This is a genomic window from Streptomyces sp. NPDC028308, assembly GCF_055565855.1.
This window is the reverse complement of record NZ_JBVHTO010000015.1, coordinates 211,022-228,679: the sequence shown is the minus strand read 5'-3', so window position 1 is coordinate 228,679 and position 17,658 is coordinate 211,022. Positions and strand designations below refer to the sequence as shown.

At 69.2% G+C, this 17,658-nt stretch carries 18 protein-coding genes; 9 read left to right on the top strand and 9 right to left on the bottom strand.

The window, feature by feature from the left end:
- Positions 1–4: 4 nt before the first annotated feature.
- The 3 genes from ACZ4VA_RS33115 to ACZ4VA_RS33105 form a co-directional block, all read right to left on the bottom strand.
- Positions 5–1,036 carry an alanine racemase gene (locus ACZ4VA_RS33115; RefSeq protein ID WP_356238098.1) on the bottom strand — a complete coding sequence of 344 codons (1,032 nt, stop codon included), beginning with the start codon at positions 1,034–1,036 and terminating at the stop codon, positions 5–7.
- A 128-nt stretch (positions 1,037–1,164) separates the two neighbouring features.
- The gene (femX, locus tag ACZ4VA_RS33110; protein ID WP_356163677.1) at positions 1,165–2,286 is read right to left on the bottom strand and encodes a peptidoglycan bridge formation glycyltransferase FemX; all 1,122 of its coding nucleotides are present in this window, start codon (positions 2,284–2,286) and stop codon (positions 1,165–1,167) included.
- Positions 2,287–2,495: 209 nt separating this feature from the next.
- On the bottom strand, positions 2,496–2,810 hold the full coding sequence (locus tag ACZ4VA_RS33105) for a hypothetical protein (RefSeq protein WP_356238099.1): 315 nt from the start codon (positions 2,808–2,810) through the stop codon (positions 2,496–2,498).
- Between the two features lie 286 nt (positions 2,811–3,096).
- On the opposite strand from ACZ4VA_RS33105, the gene rpsF reads away from it, so the two are divergent.
- From rpsF to rplI, 4 genes are all read left to right on the top strand, one after another.
- Positions 3,097–3,387, top strand: coding sequence for a 30S ribosomal protein S6 (gene rpsF / locus ACZ4VA_RS33100; protein ID WP_028804085.1), 291 nt, complete (start codon positions 3,097–3,099; stop codon positions 3,385–3,387).
- Between the two features lie 78 nt (positions 3,388–3,465).
- The gene (locus ACZ4VA_RS33095; RefSeq protein WP_468083647.1) at positions 3,466–4,062 is read left to right on the top strand and encodes a single-stranded DNA-binding protein; all 597 of its coding nucleotides are present in this window, start codon (positions 3,466–3,468) and stop codon (positions 4,060–4,062) included.
- A 45-nt stretch (positions 4,063–4,107) separates the two neighbouring features.
- Positions 4,108–4,344: a 30S ribosomal protein S18 gene (gene rpsR / locus ACZ4VA_RS33090; protein WP_003949403.1), complete on the top strand. Its 237-nt coding sequence runs from the start codon at positions 4,108–4,110 to the stop codon at positions 4,342–4,344.
- An 18-nt stretch (positions 4,345–4,362) separates the two neighbouring features.
- On the top strand, positions 4,363–4,809 hold the full coding sequence (gene rplI / locus ACZ4VA_RS33085) for a 50S ribosomal protein L9 (protein ID WP_121404978.1): 447 nt from the start codon (positions 4,363–4,365) through the stop codon (positions 4,807–4,809).
- A 146-nt stretch (positions 4,810–4,955) separates the two neighbouring features.
- On the opposite strand, the gene ACZ4VA_RS33080 is transcribed toward rplI, so the two are convergent.
- Positions 4,956–6,293, bottom strand: a complete 1,338-nt coding sequence (locus tag ACZ4VA_RS33080) for an MATE family efflux transporter (RefSeq protein ID WP_468083644.1) — start codon at positions 6,291–6,293, stop codon at positions 4,956–4,958.
- A 459-nt stretch (positions 6,294–6,752) separates the two neighbouring features.
- Between ACZ4VA_RS33080 and dnaB the strand changes: the two genes are divergently transcribed.
- Both dnaB and ACZ4VA_RS33070 read left to right on the top strand, forming a co-directional pair.
- On the top strand, positions 6,753–8,231 hold the full coding sequence (gene dnaB, locus ACZ4VA_RS33075) for a replicative DNA helicase (RefSeq protein WP_356163673.1): 1,479 nt from the start codon (positions 6,753–6,755) through the stop codon (positions 8,229–8,231).
- Positions 8,232–8,410: 179 nt separating this feature from the next.
- Entirely contained in the window at positions 8,411–9,796 is a 1,386-nt protein-coding gene (locus tag ACZ4VA_RS33070; RefSeq protein WP_356238101.1) for a serine hydrolase domain-containing protein, read from the top strand.
- A gap of 66 nt (positions 9,797–9,862) precedes the next feature.
- On the opposite strand, the gene ACZ4VA_RS33065 is transcribed toward ACZ4VA_RS33070, so the two are convergent.
- Positions 9,863–10,315, bottom strand: a complete 453-nt coding sequence (locus tag ACZ4VA_RS33065; RefSeq protein WP_355794589.1) for a GNAT family N-acetyltransferase — start codon at positions 10,313–10,315, stop codon at positions 9,863–9,865.
- 60 nt (positions 10,316–10,375) lie between these two features.
- On the bottom strand, positions 10,376–10,834 hold the full coding sequence (locus ACZ4VA_RS33060; protein WP_468083642.1) for a MarR family winged helix-turn-helix transcriptional regulator: 459 nt from the start codon (positions 10,832–10,834) through the stop codon (positions 10,376–10,378).
- A 142-nt stretch (positions 10,835–10,976) separates the two neighbouring features.
- Between ACZ4VA_RS33060 and ACZ4VA_RS33055 the strand changes: the two genes are divergently transcribed.
- Together ACZ4VA_RS33055 and ACZ4VA_RS33050 are read left to right on the top strand one after the other, a co-directional pair.
- Entirely contained in the window at positions 10,977–12,185 is a 1,209-nt protein-coding gene (locus tag ACZ4VA_RS33055) for an MFS transporter (RefSeq protein WP_356163670.1), read from the top strand.
- A gap of 131 nt (positions 12,186–12,316) precedes the next feature.
- On the top strand, positions 12,317–12,736 hold the full coding sequence (locus ACZ4VA_RS33050) for a GlcG/HbpS family heme-binding protein (protein ID WP_355785374.1): 420 nt from the start codon (positions 12,317–12,319) through the stop codon (positions 12,734–12,736).
- Positions 12,737–12,808: 72 nt separating this feature from the next.
- Here ACZ4VA_RS33050 and ACZ4VA_RS33045 read toward each other — a convergent pair whose 3' ends face one another.
- The gene (locus tag ACZ4VA_RS33045; protein WP_355785357.1) at positions 12,809–13,675 is read right to left on the bottom strand and encodes a GNAT family N-acetyltransferase; all 867 of its coding nucleotides are present in this window, start codon (positions 13,673–13,675) and stop codon (positions 12,809–12,811) included.
- An 876-nt stretch (positions 13,676–14,551) separates the two neighbouring features.
- Here ACZ4VA_RS33045 and ACZ4VA_RS33040 point away from each other — a divergent pair.
- On the top strand, positions 14,552–16,117 hold the full coding sequence (locus ACZ4VA_RS33040; RefSeq protein WP_468083639.1) for a globin domain-containing protein: 1,566 nt from the start codon (positions 14,552–14,554) through the stop codon (positions 16,115–16,117).
- A gap of 23 nt (positions 16,118–16,140) precedes the next feature.
- Here ACZ4VA_RS33040 and ACZ4VA_RS33035 read toward each other — a convergent pair whose 3' ends face one another.
- Positions 16,141–16,623 (bottom strand): NUDIX hydrolase, encoded by a 483-nt coding sequence (locus ACZ4VA_RS33035; RefSeq protein WP_355785363.1) that lies wholly within the window; start codon positions 16,621–16,623, stop codon positions 16,141–16,143.
- Positions 16,624–16,737: 114 nt separating this feature from the next.
- Positions 16,738–17,643, bottom strand: coding sequence for a LysR family transcriptional regulator (locus ACZ4VA_RS33030; protein ID WP_356163666.1), 906 nt, complete (start codon positions 17,641–17,643; stop codon positions 16,738–16,740).
- Positions 17,644–17,658: the final 15 nt, after the last annotated feature.

Below are 17,658 nucleotides of genomic sequence, written 5' to 3'. Positions count from 1 at the left end.
CGGGTCAGCGCTCGACGATCCGGTCGAACTGCGTGGTGGTGTGCCGCAGATGGGCCACCAGTTCCTCGCCGACCTGCGGCTCGGGGGCGTCCGAGGGCACGAAGAGGATCGAGACCTGCATGTGCGGCGGCTCCGCGAACCAGCGCTGCTTGCCGCTCCAGACGAACGGCGAGAGGTTGCGGTTGACCGTCGCGAGGCCCGCGCGGGCGACGCCCTTGGCGCGCGGCATGACGCCGTGCAGCGCCTTGGGGGCCTCCAGGCCCACCCCGTGCGACGTACCGCCCGCCACGACCACCAGGTAGCCGTCGGAGGCCGCCTTCTGCTGCCGGTAGCCGAAGCGGTCGCCCTTGGACACGCGCGTGACGTCCAGGACGGCTCCGCGGTACTCGGTCGCCTCGTGGTCCCCCAGCCACAGCCGCGTCCCGATCCGGGCGCGGAAGTGGGTCTGCGGGAACTGCTGCTGGAGGCGGGCGAGTTCCTCGGCCTTGAGGTGGCTGACGAACATGGTGTGCAGCGGGAGGCGTGCCGCCCGCAGACGGTCCATCCAGCCGATGACCTCCTCGACGGCGTCCGAGCCGTCGGTGCGGTCCAGCGGCAGGTGGATGGCGAAGCCCTCCAGGCGCACGTTCTCTATGGCGGAGTGCAGATGCGGCAGGTCCTGCTCGCTGACACCGTGCCGCTTCATCGAGGACATGACCTCGATGACGACGCGGGCACCCACGAGGCCGTACACGCCGTCTATCGACGACACGGAGCGGATGACCCGGTCGGGCAGCGGTACGGGCTCCTCGCCCCTCCTGAACGGCGTCAGGACCAGCAGATCGCCGCCGAACCAGTCCTTGATCCGGGCGGCCTCGTACGTGGTGCCGACGGCGAGGACGTCCGAGCCGAGGCGCGTGGCCTCGTCGGCGAGCCGCTCGTGGCCGAAGCCGTAGCCGTTGCCCTTGCAGACGGGGACGAGCCCCGGGAACTGCTCCTGCACGTGCTTGTGGTGTGCCCGCCAGCGCGCGGTGTCGACGTAGAGCGTGAGCGCCATGGCCGGTCCCGGAACCTTTCTCGTGGCTGCGGTGAATCAGAGTGATGAAACGAAAGTGTGGCGGATCCGCCGGGACTTTGCGGTGACACCGCGCCGGAGAGTGCGCGCGGCGGGCGGACCGGTCCGGGTCAGCGACGCGACATGTAGATGTCGAGAGCCTTGTGGAGCAGCTTGTTGAGCGGGAAGTCCCACTCGCCGAGGTACTCGGCCGCCTGGCCGCCCGTGCCCACCTTGAACTGGATCAGACCGAAGAGGTGGTCCGTCTCGTCCAGCGAGTCGGAGATGCCGCGCAGGTCGTACACCGTCGCGCCGAGGGCGTACGAGTCGCGCAGCATCCGCCACTGCATCGCGTTGGAGGGCCGGTGCTCGCGGCCGATGTTGTCCGAGGCGCCGTAGGAGTACCAGACGTGGCCGCCGACGACGAGCATCGTGGCCGCGGACAGGTTCACCCCGTTGTGCCGGGCGAAGTAGAGCCGCATGCGGTTGGGGTCCTCGGTGTTGAGGGCCGTCCACATGCGCTGGAAGTACGAGAGCGGCCGGGGCCGGAAGTGATCGCGCAGCGCGGTGATCTCGTAGAGCCGCTGCCACTCCTCCAGGTCCTGGTAGCCGCCCTGGACGACTTCGACGCCCGCCTTCTCGGCCTTCTTGATGTTGCGGCGCCACAGCTGGTTGAAGTTCTTGTGGACCTCTTCGAGGGACCGGTTCGCCAGCGGCACCTGGAAGACGTAGCGGGGCTGCACGTCGCCGAAGCCGGCGCCGCCGTCCTCACCCTGCTGCCAGCCCATGCGGCGCAGCTTGTCCGCGACCTCGAAGGCGCGGGGCTCGATGAAGTCCGCCTCGATGTCGCGCAGGCGCTTCACGTCGGGGTCCTGGATGCCGCCCTTGATGGACGTGGCCTCCCAGCGCCGGATGATCACCGGCGGGCCCATCTTCACGGAGAAGGCGCCCTGCTGCTTGAGGTGCGCCAGCATCGGCTGGAGCCAGTCGTCGAGGTTCGGGGCGAACCAGTTGATGACCGGGCCTTCGGGCAGGTACGCGAGATAGCGCTTGATCTTCGGGAGCTGGCGGTACAGGACGAGCCCGGCGCCGACCATCTCACCGGTCCTGTCGTCGAACCATCCGAGGTTCTCGGAGCGCCACTCCGCCTTCACATCTGCCCAGGCGGGGACCTGCATGTGGCTGGCCGAGGGCAGGCTCTGGATGTATGCCAGATGCTGCTCTCGGCTGATGGTCCTCAGGGTCAGGCTCATTCGGGGCGCTCCTCGGCTGGTCTGTCCCCATGGGTACAGGGGCTCCGGCTCTCGCGCCGAAGCCTACTGCGCCCCGCGAGCGCCCCGATTGGCCGTATGCGACCTCGCCCCCGGCCGACGGGCCGCCGGGGAGGCGAGGGGTGCTGTCGGGCCGCGCGGCCGACTGTGCGCCGGCCGGCCGCCGGACCCGTGCCGAGCGGGCGGCCCGGTCAGCTGATCACGCCTCCGAAGAGGCCGCCGTGGGCCATGCCGAGGAAGAAACCGAAGGCCGAGGCGCCGAGCCCCAGGATCAGCCCGAAGCGTTCCCGGGTGGTCTCGGAGACGAACTGTCCGTAGGCGCCGGTGAAGATGCCGATCAGGCCCGTCCAGGAGCTGATCAGATGGAGGTTGTGGAACATCGCGGTCACGAAGGCGACGACGCCGAGGACGGCGGTCACCCAGACCAGGGTGTCCTGGAGGGGGTGGGGCTTGCCGTCGCTCGCGAGCAGGGAACCGCCGATGTTGGGTCGCATTGTCTGTGCCATAGGGCACCTCCTGCGGAAGGTGGCGCATCGTAGCGCCATTCACACCCGATGTGTACAGACTGACGGTCTCCCCGGCCGGATTTCAACCGGAAGCCACGGTGCGGGTACTCTGTACTCTCTGCACCGGTGTCTGCCCAGGCCGTGGCCATGTCACGACAGGGACTCCCGCTCGGATCCCCGAGCGAGAAACCCATTGTCAGTGGCGGCGGATACCGTTGCTCACGCATAACAACCCTCCTGCCACGGAACGACCGTGGCCGCTGAGTCCAAAGGAGGTGGGTTCCACATGCGTCACTACGAAGTGATGGTCATCCTCGACCCCGATCTCGAGGAGCGTGCTGTCTCCCCGCTGATCGAGAACTTCCTCTCCGTGGTCCGTGAGGCCAACGGAAAGGTCGAGAAGGTCGACACCTGGGGCCGTCGTCGTCTCGCGTACGAGATCAAGAAGAAGCCCGAGGGCATCTACTCGGTCATCGACCTGCAGGCCGAGCCTGCGGTCGTGAAGGAGCTCGACCGCCAGATGAACCTGAACGAGTCGGTCCTCCGGACCAAGGTCCTCCGCCCCGAGACCCACTGAGCTCTCCAGCTCAGCTGATCTCGGGATCCGAGTAGCAGCACCAAGCAGCCAGCAGCAAACCCGCCGAGAGGTTCCCCCATGGCAGGCGAGACCGTCATCACGGTCGTCGGCAATCTTGTCGACGACCCCGAGCTGCGCTTCACCCCTTCCGGTGCGGCGGTCGCGAAGTTCCGTGTCGCGTCCACCCCCCGCACCTTCGACCGTCAGACCAACGAGTGGAAGGACGGCGAGAGCCTGTTCCTGACCTGCTCGGTCTGGCGTCAGGCGGCGGAGAACGTCGCAGAGTCGCTCCAGCGAGGCATGCGCGTGATCGTGCAGGGCCGGTTGAAGCAGCGGTCCTACGAGGACCGTGAGGGCGTCAAGCGCACGGTCTACGAGCTGGACGTCGAGGAAGTCGGCGCCAGCCTGAAGAACGCCACGGCCAAGGTCACCAAGACCACCGGTCGAGGCGGCCAGGGCGGTTACGGCGGCGGCGGTGGCGGCGGCCAGCAGGGCGGCAGCTGGGGCGGAAGCTCCGGCGGCGGTCAGCAGGGCGGCGGCGCTCCCGCCGACGACCCCTGGGCGACCAGCGCTCCTGCCGGCGGCGGCAACCAGGGCGGCGGCGGCGGTGGCGGCGGCTGGGGCGGAAGCTCCGGCGGCTCCGGCGGCGGCTACTCGGACGAGCCCCCCTTCTAAGGGCGGGTTCGTACCCCCACTTCTTGATCACACAGGAGATACACCATGGCGAAGCCGCCTGTGCGCAAGCCGAAGAAGAAGGTCTGCGCTTTCTGCAAGGACAAGGTCACGTACGTGGACTACAAGGACACGAACATGCTGCGGAAGTTCATTTCCGACCGCGGCAAGATCCGTGCCCGCCGCGTGACCGGCAACTGCACGCAGCACCAGCGTGACGTCGCCACGGCTGTGAAGAACAGCCGTGAGATGGCGCTGCTGCCCTACACCTCCACCGCGCGATAAGGGAAGGGTGACAGACACATGAAGATCATCCTCACCCACGAGGTCTCCGGCCTCGGTGCCGCGGGCGACGTCGTCGACGTCAAGGACGGTTACGCTCGCAACTACCTGATCCCGCGGAACTTTGCGATCCGCTGGACCAAGGGCGGCGAGAAGGACGTCGAGCAGATTCGTCGCGCTCGCAAGATCCACGAGATCGCGACCATCGAGCAGGCCAACGAGATCAAGGGCCGCCTCGAGGGCGTCAAGGTTCGCCTTGCCGTCCGCTCCGGCGACGCCGGTCGTCTCTTCGGTTCCGTCACCCCGGCCGACATCGCCTCGGCGATCAAGGCTTCCGGTGGCCCCGAGGTCGACAAGCGCCGCATCGAGCTGGGCTCGCCCATCAAGACCCTGGGCGCCCACGAGACGTCCGTGCGTCTCCACCCCGAGGTTGCCGCCAAGGTCAACATCGAGGTTGTCGCTGCCTGAGTGCAGCGCTCGGCATAGCTGAGAGAAGGGCCGCACCCCCTGGGTGCGGCCCTTCTTCACGTCTTGGCCGTTCCCATGGGGTCGGCGCCTCGGCTTGTTTCACGTGAAACAAGCCGTTTCACGTGAAACACACCAGCTGCCAGCCGTCAGCGGGTGGCGCCGGTGACGATCCAGCGTCCCGACCGGGACCGGAGCCACAGGGTCAGCAGGCGCATCGTCATCATGAAGGTCATCGCGAGCCAGAGAGCGGTCAGCCCACCGCCGAGGACGGGCACGAGCAGTGCGACGGGTGCGAAGACCGCGAGTGTCAGAACCATGGCCCCTGCTAGATACGGCCCGTCTCCGGCACCCATGAGGACGCCGTCCAGCACGAAGACGATGCCGGAGACCGGCTGAGCGATCGCCACCACGAGGAGTGCGGGCAACGCGGTGTTCTGGACGACGGAATCGCTGGTGAAGAGCGGAAGGAACAGCGGCCGGGTTAGTACGACCAACAGGCCGAGGACGATCCCGACGGCGATACCCCACTGCACCATCCGCCGACAGGCGTCGCGAGCACCCTCGGCGTCCTCGGCACCGAGATAGCGGCCGATGATGGCCTGGCCGGCGATGGCGATCGCGTCGAGTGCGAAGGCGAGCAGATTCCACAGCGAGACGATGATCTGGTGCGCGGCCATGTCCGCGTCCCCGAGCCCGGCAGCGACCGCGGTCGAGATCAGGAGGATCGCCCGCAAGGACAGGGTGCGTACCAGGAGCGGGGCGCCGGCCTGGGCGCAGGCCCGGATGCCGCCGAGATCGGGCCGCAGCGAGGCACCGTGCTTACGGGCGCCCCGGACGACGACGTACAGATAGCTCGCCGCCATGCCGAACTGGGCGATGACGGTGCCCCAGGCGGAGCCGGCGATACCCAGGCCGGCGCCGTAGACCAGGCCCACGTTGAGAGCCGCGTTCGCCACGAAGCCGGCGACGGCGACATAGAGCGGTGTCTTCGTGTTCTGCAGTCCGCGCAGAACGCCTGTGGCAGCGAGCACCACGAGCATGGCCGGGATGCCGAGGGCCGAGATCCGCAGATAGGTGACCGCGTAGGGAGCGGCTGTCTCCGATGCTCCGAAGAGTTCCACGAGGGCGGGTGCCGCCGGCAGGGTGATGGCGATGACGGTCGCGCCGATGAGGAACGCGAGCCAGATGCCGTCCATGCCCTGACGTATCGCCGCTCGCAGGTCGCCCGCTCCCACCCGCCGGGCGACGGCGGCCGTGGTGGCGTAGGCCAGGAAGACGAAGACGCCCACGGCAGTCATGAGGAGGGCCGAGGCGACGCCGAGGCCAGCCAGTTGAGCGGTGCCGAGGTGGCCCACGATCGCACTGTCGGCCATCACGAAGAGGGGCTCGGCGACGAGGGCGCCGAAGGCCGGAACGGCGAGCGCGACGATCTCTCTGTCGTGCCGGCGCAGGGCGGACCTGGGTGCCGCGGGAGCCTGTGTCATGAGCACCAATCTAATCTTCCACAGGTAAGAGATGCAAACCTTCATAGACCCTTACTGGTGGGCGAGTGACAGGTGTCGTCGTGCAGTGTTCGAGGAGATCTTGGGCTGACCGGGAAAGTTTTTCTTCTGCACAGCCGGTGGAACGGAAAACGGCAGGTCAGCGCCGCTTTGGTGAGGGGACTGAGGGCTTGTTCACAGGGCTGTCCACCGGCTCGTGCACAGGTTTTGCCGGGTTCTCCACAGCATCCGGGCCGTCGTCCACATGGCCTGTGGATAACCAGATTGGCTGACGGTGCCCGCGGGCCTACCGTAGGGCGGCGCCCGCTCTCTCCTCCGTCCTCGGAAACCTGGCAAAACCGACGCGTCAGAACCGGAGTTGGGCCGCTCATTTGTCAGTGCCGTGCCGTAGAAAAGAGGGGCACGGCTAGGTCCGCTCGGCGGACGGGAGGAGGTGGCTCGGTGAGTATTTCCGAGCCCTTGGACGACCCGTGGGCCGACAGCGGTCCCAGTGATCGTCTGCCCGCCTCCCGCCAGCGCCGTGACGGTGGACGGGGCCGCGAGGAGCAGCACGAACGAGGCCGCGAGGGCGGTGAGTGGGACGGCGGAGGTTCAGCCTTCGAGAGGGTCCCGCCGCAGGACCTGGACGCGGAGCAGTCGGTTCTCGGTGGCATGCTCCTGTCCAAGGACGCCATCGCGGACGTCGTGGAGGTCATCAAGGGCCACGACTTCTACCGGCCCGCTCACGAGACCATCTACACGGCGATCCTCGATCTGTACGCGAAGGGCGAGCCGGCCGACCCGATCACGGTCGCGGCGGAGCTCACCAAGCGTGGCGAGATCACCAAGGTCGGCGGCGCGTCGTATCTGCACACCCTCGTCCAGACCGTTCCCACCGCGGCCAACGCCGAGTACTACGCGGAGATCGTCCACGAGCGCGCCGTCCTGCGCCGCCTGGTGGAGGCGGGCACGCGCATCACGCAGATGGGATACGCCGCCGACGGCGACGTGGACGAGATCGTCAACAGCGCGCAGGCCGAGATCTACGCGGTCACCGAGCAGCGCACCAGCGAGGACTATCTCCCGCTCGGCGACATCATGGAGGGCGCGCTCGACGAGATCGAGGCGATCGGTTCGCGCAGCGGCGAGATGACCGGCGTGCCGACCGGCTTCACGGACTTCGACTCGCTCACGAACGGTCTGCACCCGGGACAGATGATCGTCATCGCCGCCCGTCCCGCCATGGGTAAGTCCACGCTCGCGCTGGACTTCGCCCGGGCCGCGTCGATCAAGAACAACCTGCCCAGCGTCATCTTCTCCCTCGAAATGGGCCGCAACGAGATCGCGATGCGTCTGCTGTCCGCCGAGGCCCGCGTCGCCCTGCACCACATGCGTTCCGGCACGATGACCGACGAGGACTGGACCCGCCTGGCCCGCCGGATGCCGGACGTCTCGGCCGCCCCGCTCTTCATCGACGACTCGCCCAACCTGTCGATGATGGAGATCCGGGCCAAGTGCCGCCGCCTCAAGCAGCGCAACGACATCCGGCTGGTCGTCATCGACTACCTCCAGCTGATGCAGGCCGGTGGTTCCAAGCGCGCCGAGAGCCGCCAGCAGGAGGTGTCGGACATGTCCCGAAACCTCAAGCTACTGGCCAAGGAGCTGGAGATCCCGGTCATCGCGTTGTCGCAGCTCAACCGTGGTCCTGAGCAGCGCACCGACAAGAAGCCGATGGTCTCGGACCTCCGTGAGTCAGGCTCCATCGAGCAGGACGCCGACATGGTCATCCTGTTGCACCGCGAGGACGCGTACGAGAAGGAGTCCCCGCGTGCCGGCGAGGCCGACCTGATCGTGGCCAAGCACCGTAACGGCCCGACGGCGACCATCACCGTCGCCTTCCAGGGCCACTACTCCCGCTTCGTGGACATGGCACAGACCTGACAGGTGCGGCTGCACGTCTTACGTTCGCTGCCCCAGCCTCAGAGGCGACGCCGGACAGACGGCCGTTGGAGGTTGGCCGGCATCCTGCCTGACGTCTGCGGCGCGGGCCGTTTCGCTTTGCGGAGAGGCTCGGATGAAATGCGCTCGACGTGGGGTGTCGGGCGGGGTGGACTGGGCGCATGACATCGCCTCAGGAAGAGTTGCTTCCCGCCACGCGCCGAACCCTGCTCCACCGCATCGCCACCGCGCAGGCCGAGGGGCGTGCTCCGTCCCTGGTCGCGACGGTCGTCCGGGACGGGCAGCCGGTGTGGACGGGCTCGCGCACGTCGGTGGAGGGGCACGGCCCGGACGGGAACGTGCAGTACCGGATCGGTTCGATCACCAAGACCTTCACCGCCGTTCTCGTCCTGCGTCTGCGGGACGAGGGCGTGCTGGATCTCGGCGACCCGCTGGAGAAGCACCTGCCGGGCACCGGCGCGGGGGAGGCGACCATCGCCGAACTGCTCGCGCACACCGGCGGACTGGCGGCCGAGTCACCCGCTCCATGGTGGGAGCGCACGCCCGGCTCGCTGCGCCCGGAACTCGCCGATGTGCTGGGCGAGCAGCCGCTGCGGCATCCGGTCGGTCGGCGACACCACTACTCGAACCCCGGGTACACATTGCTCGGCGCTCTGATCGAGGAGTTGCGCGGCGCGCCCTGGGAGGACGTGCTGCGGCGCGAGGTGCTCGAGCCGCTCGGCCTGCACCGCACGAGTGGGAGTCCGCGGGCACCGCACGCGGGCGGTTGGGCGGTGCATCCGTGGGCGGACGTGATGCTGCCGGAGCCCACCGAGGACCTCGGACGGATGGCGCCGGCGGGGCAGCTCTGGTCCACCACCGACGATCTGGCCCGCTTCGCGGTCTTCCTCACCCGGGGCGACGACCGGGTGCTCAGCGCGGATTCCGTACGGGAGATGCGTACGCCCGCCGCTCCCGCGGAGGTCGCGGACGTGTCAGCCGGTTCCGCGTACGGACTGGGCATGCAGATCCAGCATCGGGACGGGCGGATCCTCGTCGGTCATTCCGGGTCACTGCCGGGCTTCCTCGCCAACCTGACGGTCAGCGTGGAGGACGATCTGGCGGCGGTCGTGCTGGCCAACTGCACCTCCGGCCCGCTGGTGTCGAACCTGGCGGCCGAACTCGTACGTGTGGTGGCGGAGGCCGAGCCGCGTATTCCGGCACCGTGGAGGCCGCTGCCGGAAGTCGACCGTGACGTACTGGAGTTGGCCGGCCAGTGGTACTGGGGCACTCTGGCGTTCGCGCTGCGCCTGTCGGCCGACGAGGGCCTCTCGCTGGGGCCGCTGGCCGGCGGAGGCCGCCGGTCGCGTTTCCGGCCGAACGGTGACGGTACGTGGACGGGGCTGGACGGCTACTACGCCGGAGAGCCGCTACGAGCCGTACGACGGCCTGACGGGTCGGTGAGCCACCTGGACCTCGGGTCGTTCGTGTTCACCCGCCAGCCGTACGACGAGTCGGCTCAGGTGCCGGGTGGCGTCGACCCCGAGGGCTGGCGCGGGATCAGGTAGGCGACGTCGCGGGGGCCGCGTCCTGTTTCACGTGAAACAGGACGCGGCCCAGCCGCTGGAAGCCCGTCAGAGTGGGAGCTTGAAGCCGACGTGCGAGGCGGTGAAGCCGAGCCGCTCGTAGAAGCGGTGCGCGTCGGTGCGGGTGACGTCGGAGGTGAGCTGGACCAACTGGCAGTCCTGGCGCCTGGATTCCTCGATCGCCCACTCGATGAGCTGCGTTCCGAGGCCACTGCCACGTTCGTCCGCGTGGACCCGTACGCCCTCGACGATCGACCGGGTCGCACCTTTGCGGGAGAGGCCGGGAACGATCGTGAGCTGGAGCGTGCCGACGACGCGGCCCTCGCGCGCGGCGACCACGAGGTGCTGGTTCGGGTCGGCCCTGAGGCGTTCCAGCGCCGCGAGATAGGGCGTCAGATCGTCCGGGGACTCGCGCTGGGCCCCCAGCGGGTCGTCCGCGAGCATGGCGACCACGGCGGGCACATCGTCGGCGGCGGCCGGTCGTATCTCAAGATCTCCCATGGCCGCAGCCTAAGCGGCCCTGGTCACTTCCCGCAGGTACGGGAGGACTCGCGCCCCGGGTTACGCGGGCACGCTCACTGACTCCACGACTCGGACCAGCGGGGCCAGTTCGGGAACCTTCGCCGCCACGTCCAGCGCCTCGCGGAGAGCGGCGTCGTTGGTCGGACGCGCCTCTTCGAGCAGCTTGAGGCCCGCCTCGCTGACGTTCGTGTAGATGCCGCGGCGGTCGGTGGGGCAGAGGTAGCGGGAGAGGAGTCCGCGGTCCTCGAGCCGGGTGACCAGCCGGGTGGTGGCGCTCTGGCTGAGGACGACCGCGTCGGCGACCTGCTTCATCTGCAGATGGCCTCCCTCGCCGTCGTGCTGCCGGCTGAGCACGTCGAGCAGCGAGTACTCCCGTGCGCTCAGGTCGTGCTTGGCCTGCAGGGCGCGCTCGATGTGCGCCTCGATCCTCCCGTGCAGAAGAGAGAGGGCGCACCAGCCCTGGGCAAGGGCAGTGAGCGCGGGGTCCGTCGCTGTCATGGCGTTCTCCTCCGTCCCGGAGCGGCTGGAACCAGGATAGAGCACGAACGCAATAGACCGCGTTTGCATATAGCCCGCGTCTGCAACTATTGTGAACGCACGCTAAGAGCTCCTGCAATCTTCTGGGAAGGTGCATCCACGCATGCCTCTCGCGCTACTGGCCCTCGCGATCGGGGCCTTCGGAATCGGCACCACCGAATTCGTGATCATGGGCGTGCTGCCCCAGGTCGCCGGTGACTTCGGGGTCTCCATCCCCACCGCCGGACTGCTGGTGACCGGCTACGCCCTCGGCGTGGTGATCGGCGCTCCGATCATGACCGCGCTCGGTACGAAGGTGTCCCGCAAGCGGATGCTGATGCTGCTGATGGGGCTGTTCGTCCTCGGCAACCTGCTCTCCGCCGTCGCCCCCGTCTTCGGACTGATGCTGGTGGGCCGTGTGGTCGCCTCGCTGGCGCACGGAGCGTTCTTCGGCATCGGCTCGGTCGTAGCCGCGGAGCTGGTCGCCCCGGAGAAGAAGGCCGGCGCCATCGCCATGATGTTCAGCGGACTCACCATCGCCAATGTGGTCGGTGTCCCGCTGGGCACACTGATCGGGCAGTCCGCCGGCTGGCGGGTCACCTTCGCCGGTGTGGCCGTGCTCGGCGTGATCGGATTCCTCGGCATCGCCAAGCTGGTGCCCGATCTGCCGAAGCCCGAGGGCGTACACCTCCGTCACGAGCTGGCCGCCTTCAAGAACGTGCAGGTGCTGCTCGCCATGGCGATGACCGTCCTCGGATTCGGCGGCGTCTTCGCGGCCATCACCTACATCGCGCCGATGATGACGCACGTCGCGGGCTTCGCCGACGGCTCCGTCACCTGGCTCCTGGTCCTCTTCGGGCTCGGCATGGTCGGCGGCAACCTCATCGGCGGGAAGTTCGCCGACCGCGCCCTGATGCCGATGCTGTATGTGTCCCTGGGCGGCCTCGCCGTGGTGCTCGCGCTCTTCACCTTCACCGCGCACAACAAGGTCCTCGCGGCTATCACCATCGCCCTCATCGGCGCCCTGGGCTTCGCGACCGTGCCGCCCCTGCAGAAGCGCGTCCTCGACCAGGCGCACGGCGCCCCCACGCTGGCTTCGGCGGTGAACATCGGCGCCTTCAACCTCGGCAACGCCCTGTCCGCCTGGCTCGGCGGCATCGTCATCGCGGCGGGCCTCGGCTACACCGCCCCGAACTGGGTGGGCGCCGTCCTCGCCGCCGCCGCCCTCGTCCTGGCCGTGCTGTCCGCCGGTCTGGAGCGTCGGGCCGGAGCCAGGAGCACGGTGGTCGCGGGTGCCACCCCGACCGAACAGCCCGCCCCCCTCCACCACTGACCCCCGGTTCCGACGGAGGGGGACAGGGCCGTCCCCGCCCCGGGCCGAGAACCGTCACTCCGCATGTTCCGAGCGAGCGCCCGTCACGACGGACGCCCGGTACCACCCCGCAAGGAGAACTCCTCATGACCATCACCACCGCCGCTGTCGCCCCGCTGACCATCCAGGACGCCGAACTCCTCGTCACCGAGGCCCGCCGTGCCGCCGAGGCCGCCGGGGTCACGGTCAGCGTCACCGTCCTCGACGCGGGCGGCCACCTGCTCGCCTTCCGGCGGGACGACCGCGCCGTGCTGATCTCCGGCGAGACCAGCACCCGCAAGGCCTACACGGCGCTCCAGCTGGACTCCGCCACCGCCGATCTCGTCGACGCGGTCCAGCCCGGCGGCCTCTTCCACACGCTGCCCACCGCGCTGGACCGTCCGCTGCTGTTCATCGCCGGCGGTGTACCGGTCCACCGTGACGGCCGACTGATCGGCGCCGTCGGGGTCGGCGGCGGAGCGCCCGAGCAGGACCACGGTTTCGCGACCGCGGCCGTACAGGCGCTCGCCTGAGACATCACCGCTCACTGACCGAAGCCGGCTCCCGCATCACCGGGGGCCGGCTTCCGTCCGTAGGGAGAATGCTCAGCCCGCTGCGACGGTCAGCGGAGCGAAACGCCGCGTCCAGTCGCCGGGCAGTTCCGAGATGCCGTAGGTCATGACGTCGTTGAAGGCGACGGGTGCCAGGCCGTGCTCCTTCAGCCAGGTCAGCAGCTCGTCGTGCCGGACGTCGATGTCGGTGCGCAGCGGGCGGTCCGTGTGCGCCGCGAGCGAGGCGACAAGCGCCTTGGCCGTCTCCGTGTCCCGGGCGATCAGTGGACCCACGACGTGCGTCTCCATGTTCGGCCAGGCGGCTGCGTAACCGATGATCCGGCCGTTCTCCTCCGCGACGCGCAGCTGGTCGGCGAAGGCAGGCAGCCGCGTGATCACGTGCGTACGGTCGGGGCCGAAGACCTCCTCGTCGAGCCGCACGATCGTCGTCAGGTCCTCGGCGGTGGCGGACCGGGTGACGATCCGAGGTTCCGTGCCGTCCGGCAGGAAGCGACCGCGGATCATCTCCGCGCGGCCGATGGTCTTGAAGCCCAGCTGCTCGTAGAGCGGGCGCCCGGACGGGGTGGCGTGGAGGGTCAGCGGGGTGGTTCCCATCTCCGCGACGACATGGCTCATCAAGCGGCGGCCGACGCCCAGGCGCGCATGCCGGTCGGCGACCAGCACCATGCCGATGGCGCCAAGGCCGGGGCGGTCCCGGGGGCCGTACTCGGTGACGACACAGGCGGTGACGAGTCCTCCCTCGGGATCGTCGATGCCGTATCCGGTGCCCGCTGCCAGCAGGAGGCCCCACTTGTGTTCCTCGCGGGGCCATCCCCGGTTCTCGGACAGGTCGGCGCAGGCGGCGAGATCGCGGACCGTCAGTCGGCGGATGGGCAGAGCGGTGAGGGAAGGTGTCGACACGCAGGTCAGGCTGTACGAAAGGAACCCGTGACGTCCACCGGTTTGCGTCCGGACGGCCGCTTTTTCGGCCATCTCGCGCAGAACCGCACACCGTACTGGCAGATGTTTCACGTGAAACACCGCGGAACGTCCTCTCGACTTGAACGGCGGACCCCGGCCAGGCGTACTCGATGAGGGAACCGGCCTCGTCGTCCGTGCCCCGACGAGCCGGTGAGCCGTTGGCGGTGGTGGGAATTCTCGGCGCGGCGCCAAGGTGCAGATCGCGGACCGACTCTGTGAAGAATTCGAGGTGAGCCGTACGGACGGCTTCGCGTGTGGCGACTCGCTGTCCGACCGGGGCCTGTTCGCCATTGTCCCGGTATCCGTCGCGCTCAACGCCGATCGGCACCCGGCGGGCCTGGCACCCACTCCCACGTGGGCCGGGATCTGTGGGGTGCCTATGAATTGGTGCGGCACGCCCGGTAATTGAGGGAATTGGTGGTTCGGCCCAGAGCATTAGCGGTGGACCAAGGAAGGACTTGTGTGTGGGTCGTCGGCCGGTAGGGTCGACTCCGGTTCGTGACCGGGGTGCTGGACGGCTTCACGGCTCACGAACGCAGGCCAATGCAGCGTATCGGGACGGAGAGATCGAACACGTCATTTTCCGCTATGCGGCCGGCGGCAGCCCGGCGATGGGACGCTTCGGGAATGGTGGGGCCGATGTCACGCTCTCGGCTTACTTGTCCGTACGGGACGGGAACGCGGCGCCAAGGCGGCCGTAGCGGCGGGCAGGACTGAACGGGGACACAAAGGAAAACCGTCTGCGGGGGAAAGCAGGCATCTTCCGACCGAGGAAGTGCGCAGACCGACCGAAAGATGTTCGAGGCGAGGCACACCATGGACGCTCCGACCACTACGCCGGCCGACAACGGCACATCCGGCGCCGAAGGCGGAGGCGGCTGGTTCACGCCGCGCACCAAGCCTGAGGCCACCGTCGGGGAGACGGCCGACGCGCCGGAGGGCAACCGCCTGGCGGGAATGCGGCCGCGCGGCAGGTCCTCGAAGGGCGAGGACGCGCCGGGACAGGAACGAATGGGTCAGGCGGCTCAGCCGTCCGCAGCCGTGCCGACGGGGGTACCGGTCACCACTCCGGCCGCCGAGGCGCAGGAGCCAGGCCGGGCCGCCTCCGTTCCCACCCCGGGCCCCGCACCCCGACCCGCCTTCGACGGCATACGCACAGGGGCCGCCAACGGCCCCGCCGAGATCCGACGGCACAGCTCTCCCGCGTACCCCGCCGCGACGCCGGTGCCGCAAGCACCCGCGCAGCTGCCCCGGTCGGCCCCCACGGCCTCTCCAGACGCCGTGCTGATCCAGCGGACCATGGCCGAGGTCGCTCCGGTCGCCGACAAGGTCACTTCGTACTTCTACGCGCTGCTCTTCGTACGCCACCCCGACCTGCGGCAGCTCTTCCCCGCCGCGATGGACACCCAGCGGGACCGTCTGCTCAGGGCGCTGCTGACGGCGGCCGAGCACATCGACAACACCGACGTCCTGGTCGCCTATCTGAAGAACCTCGGTCGAGGCCACCGCAAGTACGGCACGCGTCCCGAGCACTACCCGGCCGTCGGCGAATGCCTCATCGGCGCCCTGAGCCGGTACGCCTCGTCGGCCTGGGACGAGGAGACGGAGGCGGCCTGGGTGCGGGCGTACACGACGATCTCCCAGGTCATGATCGACGCGGCGGCAGCCGACGAACTGCGGGCCCCCGCCTGGTGGCACGCGGAGATCGTGTCGCACGAGTTGCGGACCTCCGACATAGCGGTGCTCACCGTCCGTCCGGACCAGCCCTACCCCTTCCTCGCGGGGCAGTACACCAGTGTCGAGACGCCCTGGTGGCCGCGGATCTGGCGGCACTACTCGTTCGCCTCGGCGCCGCGCAGCGACGGGCTGCTGTCGTTCCACGTGAAAGCCGTGCCGGCAGGCTGGGTGTCCAACGCGCTGGTGCACCGGGCCAGACCCGGAGACACCATCCGGCTCGGACCGCCCGCGGGCACGATGACCGTGGACCACACCACCGGGAGCGGCCTGCTGTGCCTGGGCGGCGGGACCGGGATCGCCCCCATCAAGGCACTGGTCGAGGACGTCGCCGAGCACGGGGAGCGGCGCCCGATGGAGGTCTTCTACGGCGCCCGTACCGGACAGGACCTGTACGACATCGACACGATGCTGCGGCTCCAGCAGAGCCATCCCTGGCTGTCGGTGCGCCCGATCGTCGACCAGCAGGCGCATCTGCAGCTCCCCGACGCCGTACGCGAGTACGGGCCGTGGAACGAGTACGACGCCTATCTGTCGGGACCGCCCGGCATGATCCGCAGCGGAGTGGACGCGCTGCGGGACATCGGCATCCCCTCGGACCGCATCCGGCACGACTCCGTGGAGGAACTGGTCGCGGCCGGCAGCTGATCCGGCGGAGGCCCGGACCGGTGTCAGCCGAGATCGGGGGCGTGCATCGCGCGTACGCCCTCGATGTTGCCGTCGAGATAGTGCCGCAGGGACAGCGGGACCAGGTGGACGGAAGCGATGCCGACCCGGGTGAAGGGGATCCGCACGATCTCGTACTCACCGCACGGTTCGTCCACCTCGGGTCCGTGGCGCTGGGCGGGGTCCATGGCTTCGAGGTGGCAGACGAAGAAGTGCTGGACCTTCACGCCGCTCGCGCCGCCGTCCTCGCCGATGTGCTCGACCGTGTCGACGAAGCAGGGGACCACGTCGGTGATCTTGGCGCCGAGTTCCTCGTGGAGCTCTCGGTGGAGGGCGTCGACGACGGTCGTGTCCTCGGGCTCGACGCCACCGCCCGGGGTGAGCCAGTAGGGATCGACGCCGGGCTTGGTCCGCTTGATGAGGATCAGGTCGTCGCCATCGAGCAGGATGGCGCGGGCGGTGCGCTTGACCACGGGTCGAACGGTCATGGGAGAAATGTGGCCCGGCTGGTTCCACGTGAAACATCGCGCAGCCGGGAGGACGTCAGAAGAGCTCTCAGCGCCGACCGCGCCGTCGGACAGGAGCGAGGCCAGGACAGGGACTCAGCTCCATTCCCCCGCTGCGTGCAGCAGCCACTCGTAGGCCCGGGCGATGTGGGGCATCGCCAGTGTCCCGGTGCGCACCACGAGGAAGTACGTGCGCAGCGGCGGCACCGCCGGGTCGTGCAGGGGCACGACGTCTCCGGCGTCCAGCGCGTGGGAGCACAGGTAGCGCGGCAGCACCGCGAGGCCGGCTCCGGCGGCGGCGCAGGCGAGGACGGCGCGCAGGTCGGGCACGATGACGGTGCCCGAGGCGGCGGGCCGGGAGTCGAAGACGGAGGCCCAGTACCGGGAGACGAGCGGCAGCGACTCGTGCACCTCGACCACGGGAAGGCCTTCGAGGGCGTGGGAGCCCTTGCAGCGCAGCTCTCCGGCGCCGATCCGGGCGGCCCAGCTCGGGGCGGCCACCAGGACGTGCTCCTCGTCGCAGAGCGCAGTCGAGGTGAGCAGGGCGCCCCGGGGGCGGGCCGTCGTGATGGCCAGATCATGATGGCCGGCGGCGAGTCCCTCCAACGTCTCCTCCGCGTTCCCGAAGGAAGCGCGCAGCGCGAGGCCCTGGCCGTCGTCACCGGTGAGCTCCGTGAGAGCGGGGAGCGCCCGTTCCGCGGTGAACTCCGGAGGGCCCGCCAGATGCAGGGTGCGTGCGGACGCGTCCTCGTCCAGGCCGGACGCGGTGATCTCCACCAGGGCGTCCAGATGCGGGGCCGCCTTGTGGGCGAGCTCGTCGCCGATGGTCGTGGGCGTCACCCCGCGGGCCTGACGCAGGAAGAGAGGCCGGCCCAGCTGGCGTTCCAGCGTGCGGATCTGCGAGGTCACCGCGGGTTGCGAGAGGCCCAGCAGAGCGGCGGCACGAGTGAAGGAACCGGCCCGGTGCACGGTCACGAAGGTGCGCAGCAGGGCCAGATCCATGCTGCCCCTCCCCTC

Coding starts and splice junctions, on each gene's coding strand:
- rpsR (WP_003949403.1), top strand. CDS start 4,108: ATGGCGAAGCCGCCTGTGCGCAAGCCGAAGAAGAAGGTCTGCGCTTTC.
- ACZ4VA_RS33065 (WP_355794589.1), bottom strand. CDS start 10,315: ATGGGAGATCTTGAGATACGACCGGCCGCCGCCGACGATGTGCCCGCC.
- ACZ4VA_RS33115 (WP_356238098.1), bottom strand. CDS start 1,036: ATGGCGCTCACGCTCTACGTCGACACCGCGCGCTGGCGGGCACACCAC.
- ACZ4VA_RS33040 (WP_468083639.1), top strand. CDS start 14,552: ATGGACGCTCCGACCACTACGCCGGCCGACAACGGCACATCCGGCGCC.
- ACZ4VA_RS33030 (WP_356163666.1), bottom strand. CDS start 17,643: ATGGATCTGGCCCTGCTGCGCACCTTCGTGACCGTGCACCGGGCCGGT.
- ACZ4VA_RS33060 (WP_468083642.1), bottom strand. CDS start 10,834: ATGACAGCGACGGACCCCGCGCTCACTGCCCTTGCCCAGGGCTGGTGC.
- femX (WP_356163677.1), bottom strand. CDS start 2,286: ATGAGCCTGACCCTGAGGACCATCAGCCGAGAGCAGCATCTGGCATAC.
- ACZ4VA_RS33095 (WP_468083647.1), top strand. CDS start 3,466: ATGGCAGGCGAGACCGTCATCACGGTCGTCGGCAATCTTGTCGACGAC.
- ACZ4VA_RS33070 (WP_356238101.1), top strand. CDS start 8,411: ATGACATCGCCTCAGGAAGAGTTGCTTCCCGCCACGCGCCGAACCCTG.
- ACZ4VA_RS33055 (WP_356163670.1), top strand. CDS start 10,977: ATGCCTCTCGCGCTACTGGCCCTCGCGATCGGGGCCTTCGGAATCGGC.
- rpsF (WP_028804085.1), top strand. CDS start 3,097: ATGCGTCACTACGAAGTGATGGTCATCCTCGACCCCGATCTCGAGGAG.
- rplI (WP_121404978.1), top strand. CDS start 4,363: ATGAAGATCATCCTCACCCACGAGGTCTCCGGCCTCGGTGCCGCGGGC.
- ACZ4VA_RS33080 (WP_468083644.1), bottom strand. CDS start 6,293: ATGACACAGGCTCCCGCGGCACCCAGGTCCGCCCTGCGCCGGCACGAC.
- ACZ4VA_RS33035 (WP_355785363.1), bottom strand. CDS start 16,623: ATGACCGTTCGACCCGTGGTCAAGCGCACCGCCCGCGCCATCCTGCTC.
- ACZ4VA_RS33105 (WP_356238099.1), bottom strand. CDS start 2,810: ATGGCACAGACAATGCGACCCAACATCGGCGGTTCCCTGCTCGCGAGC.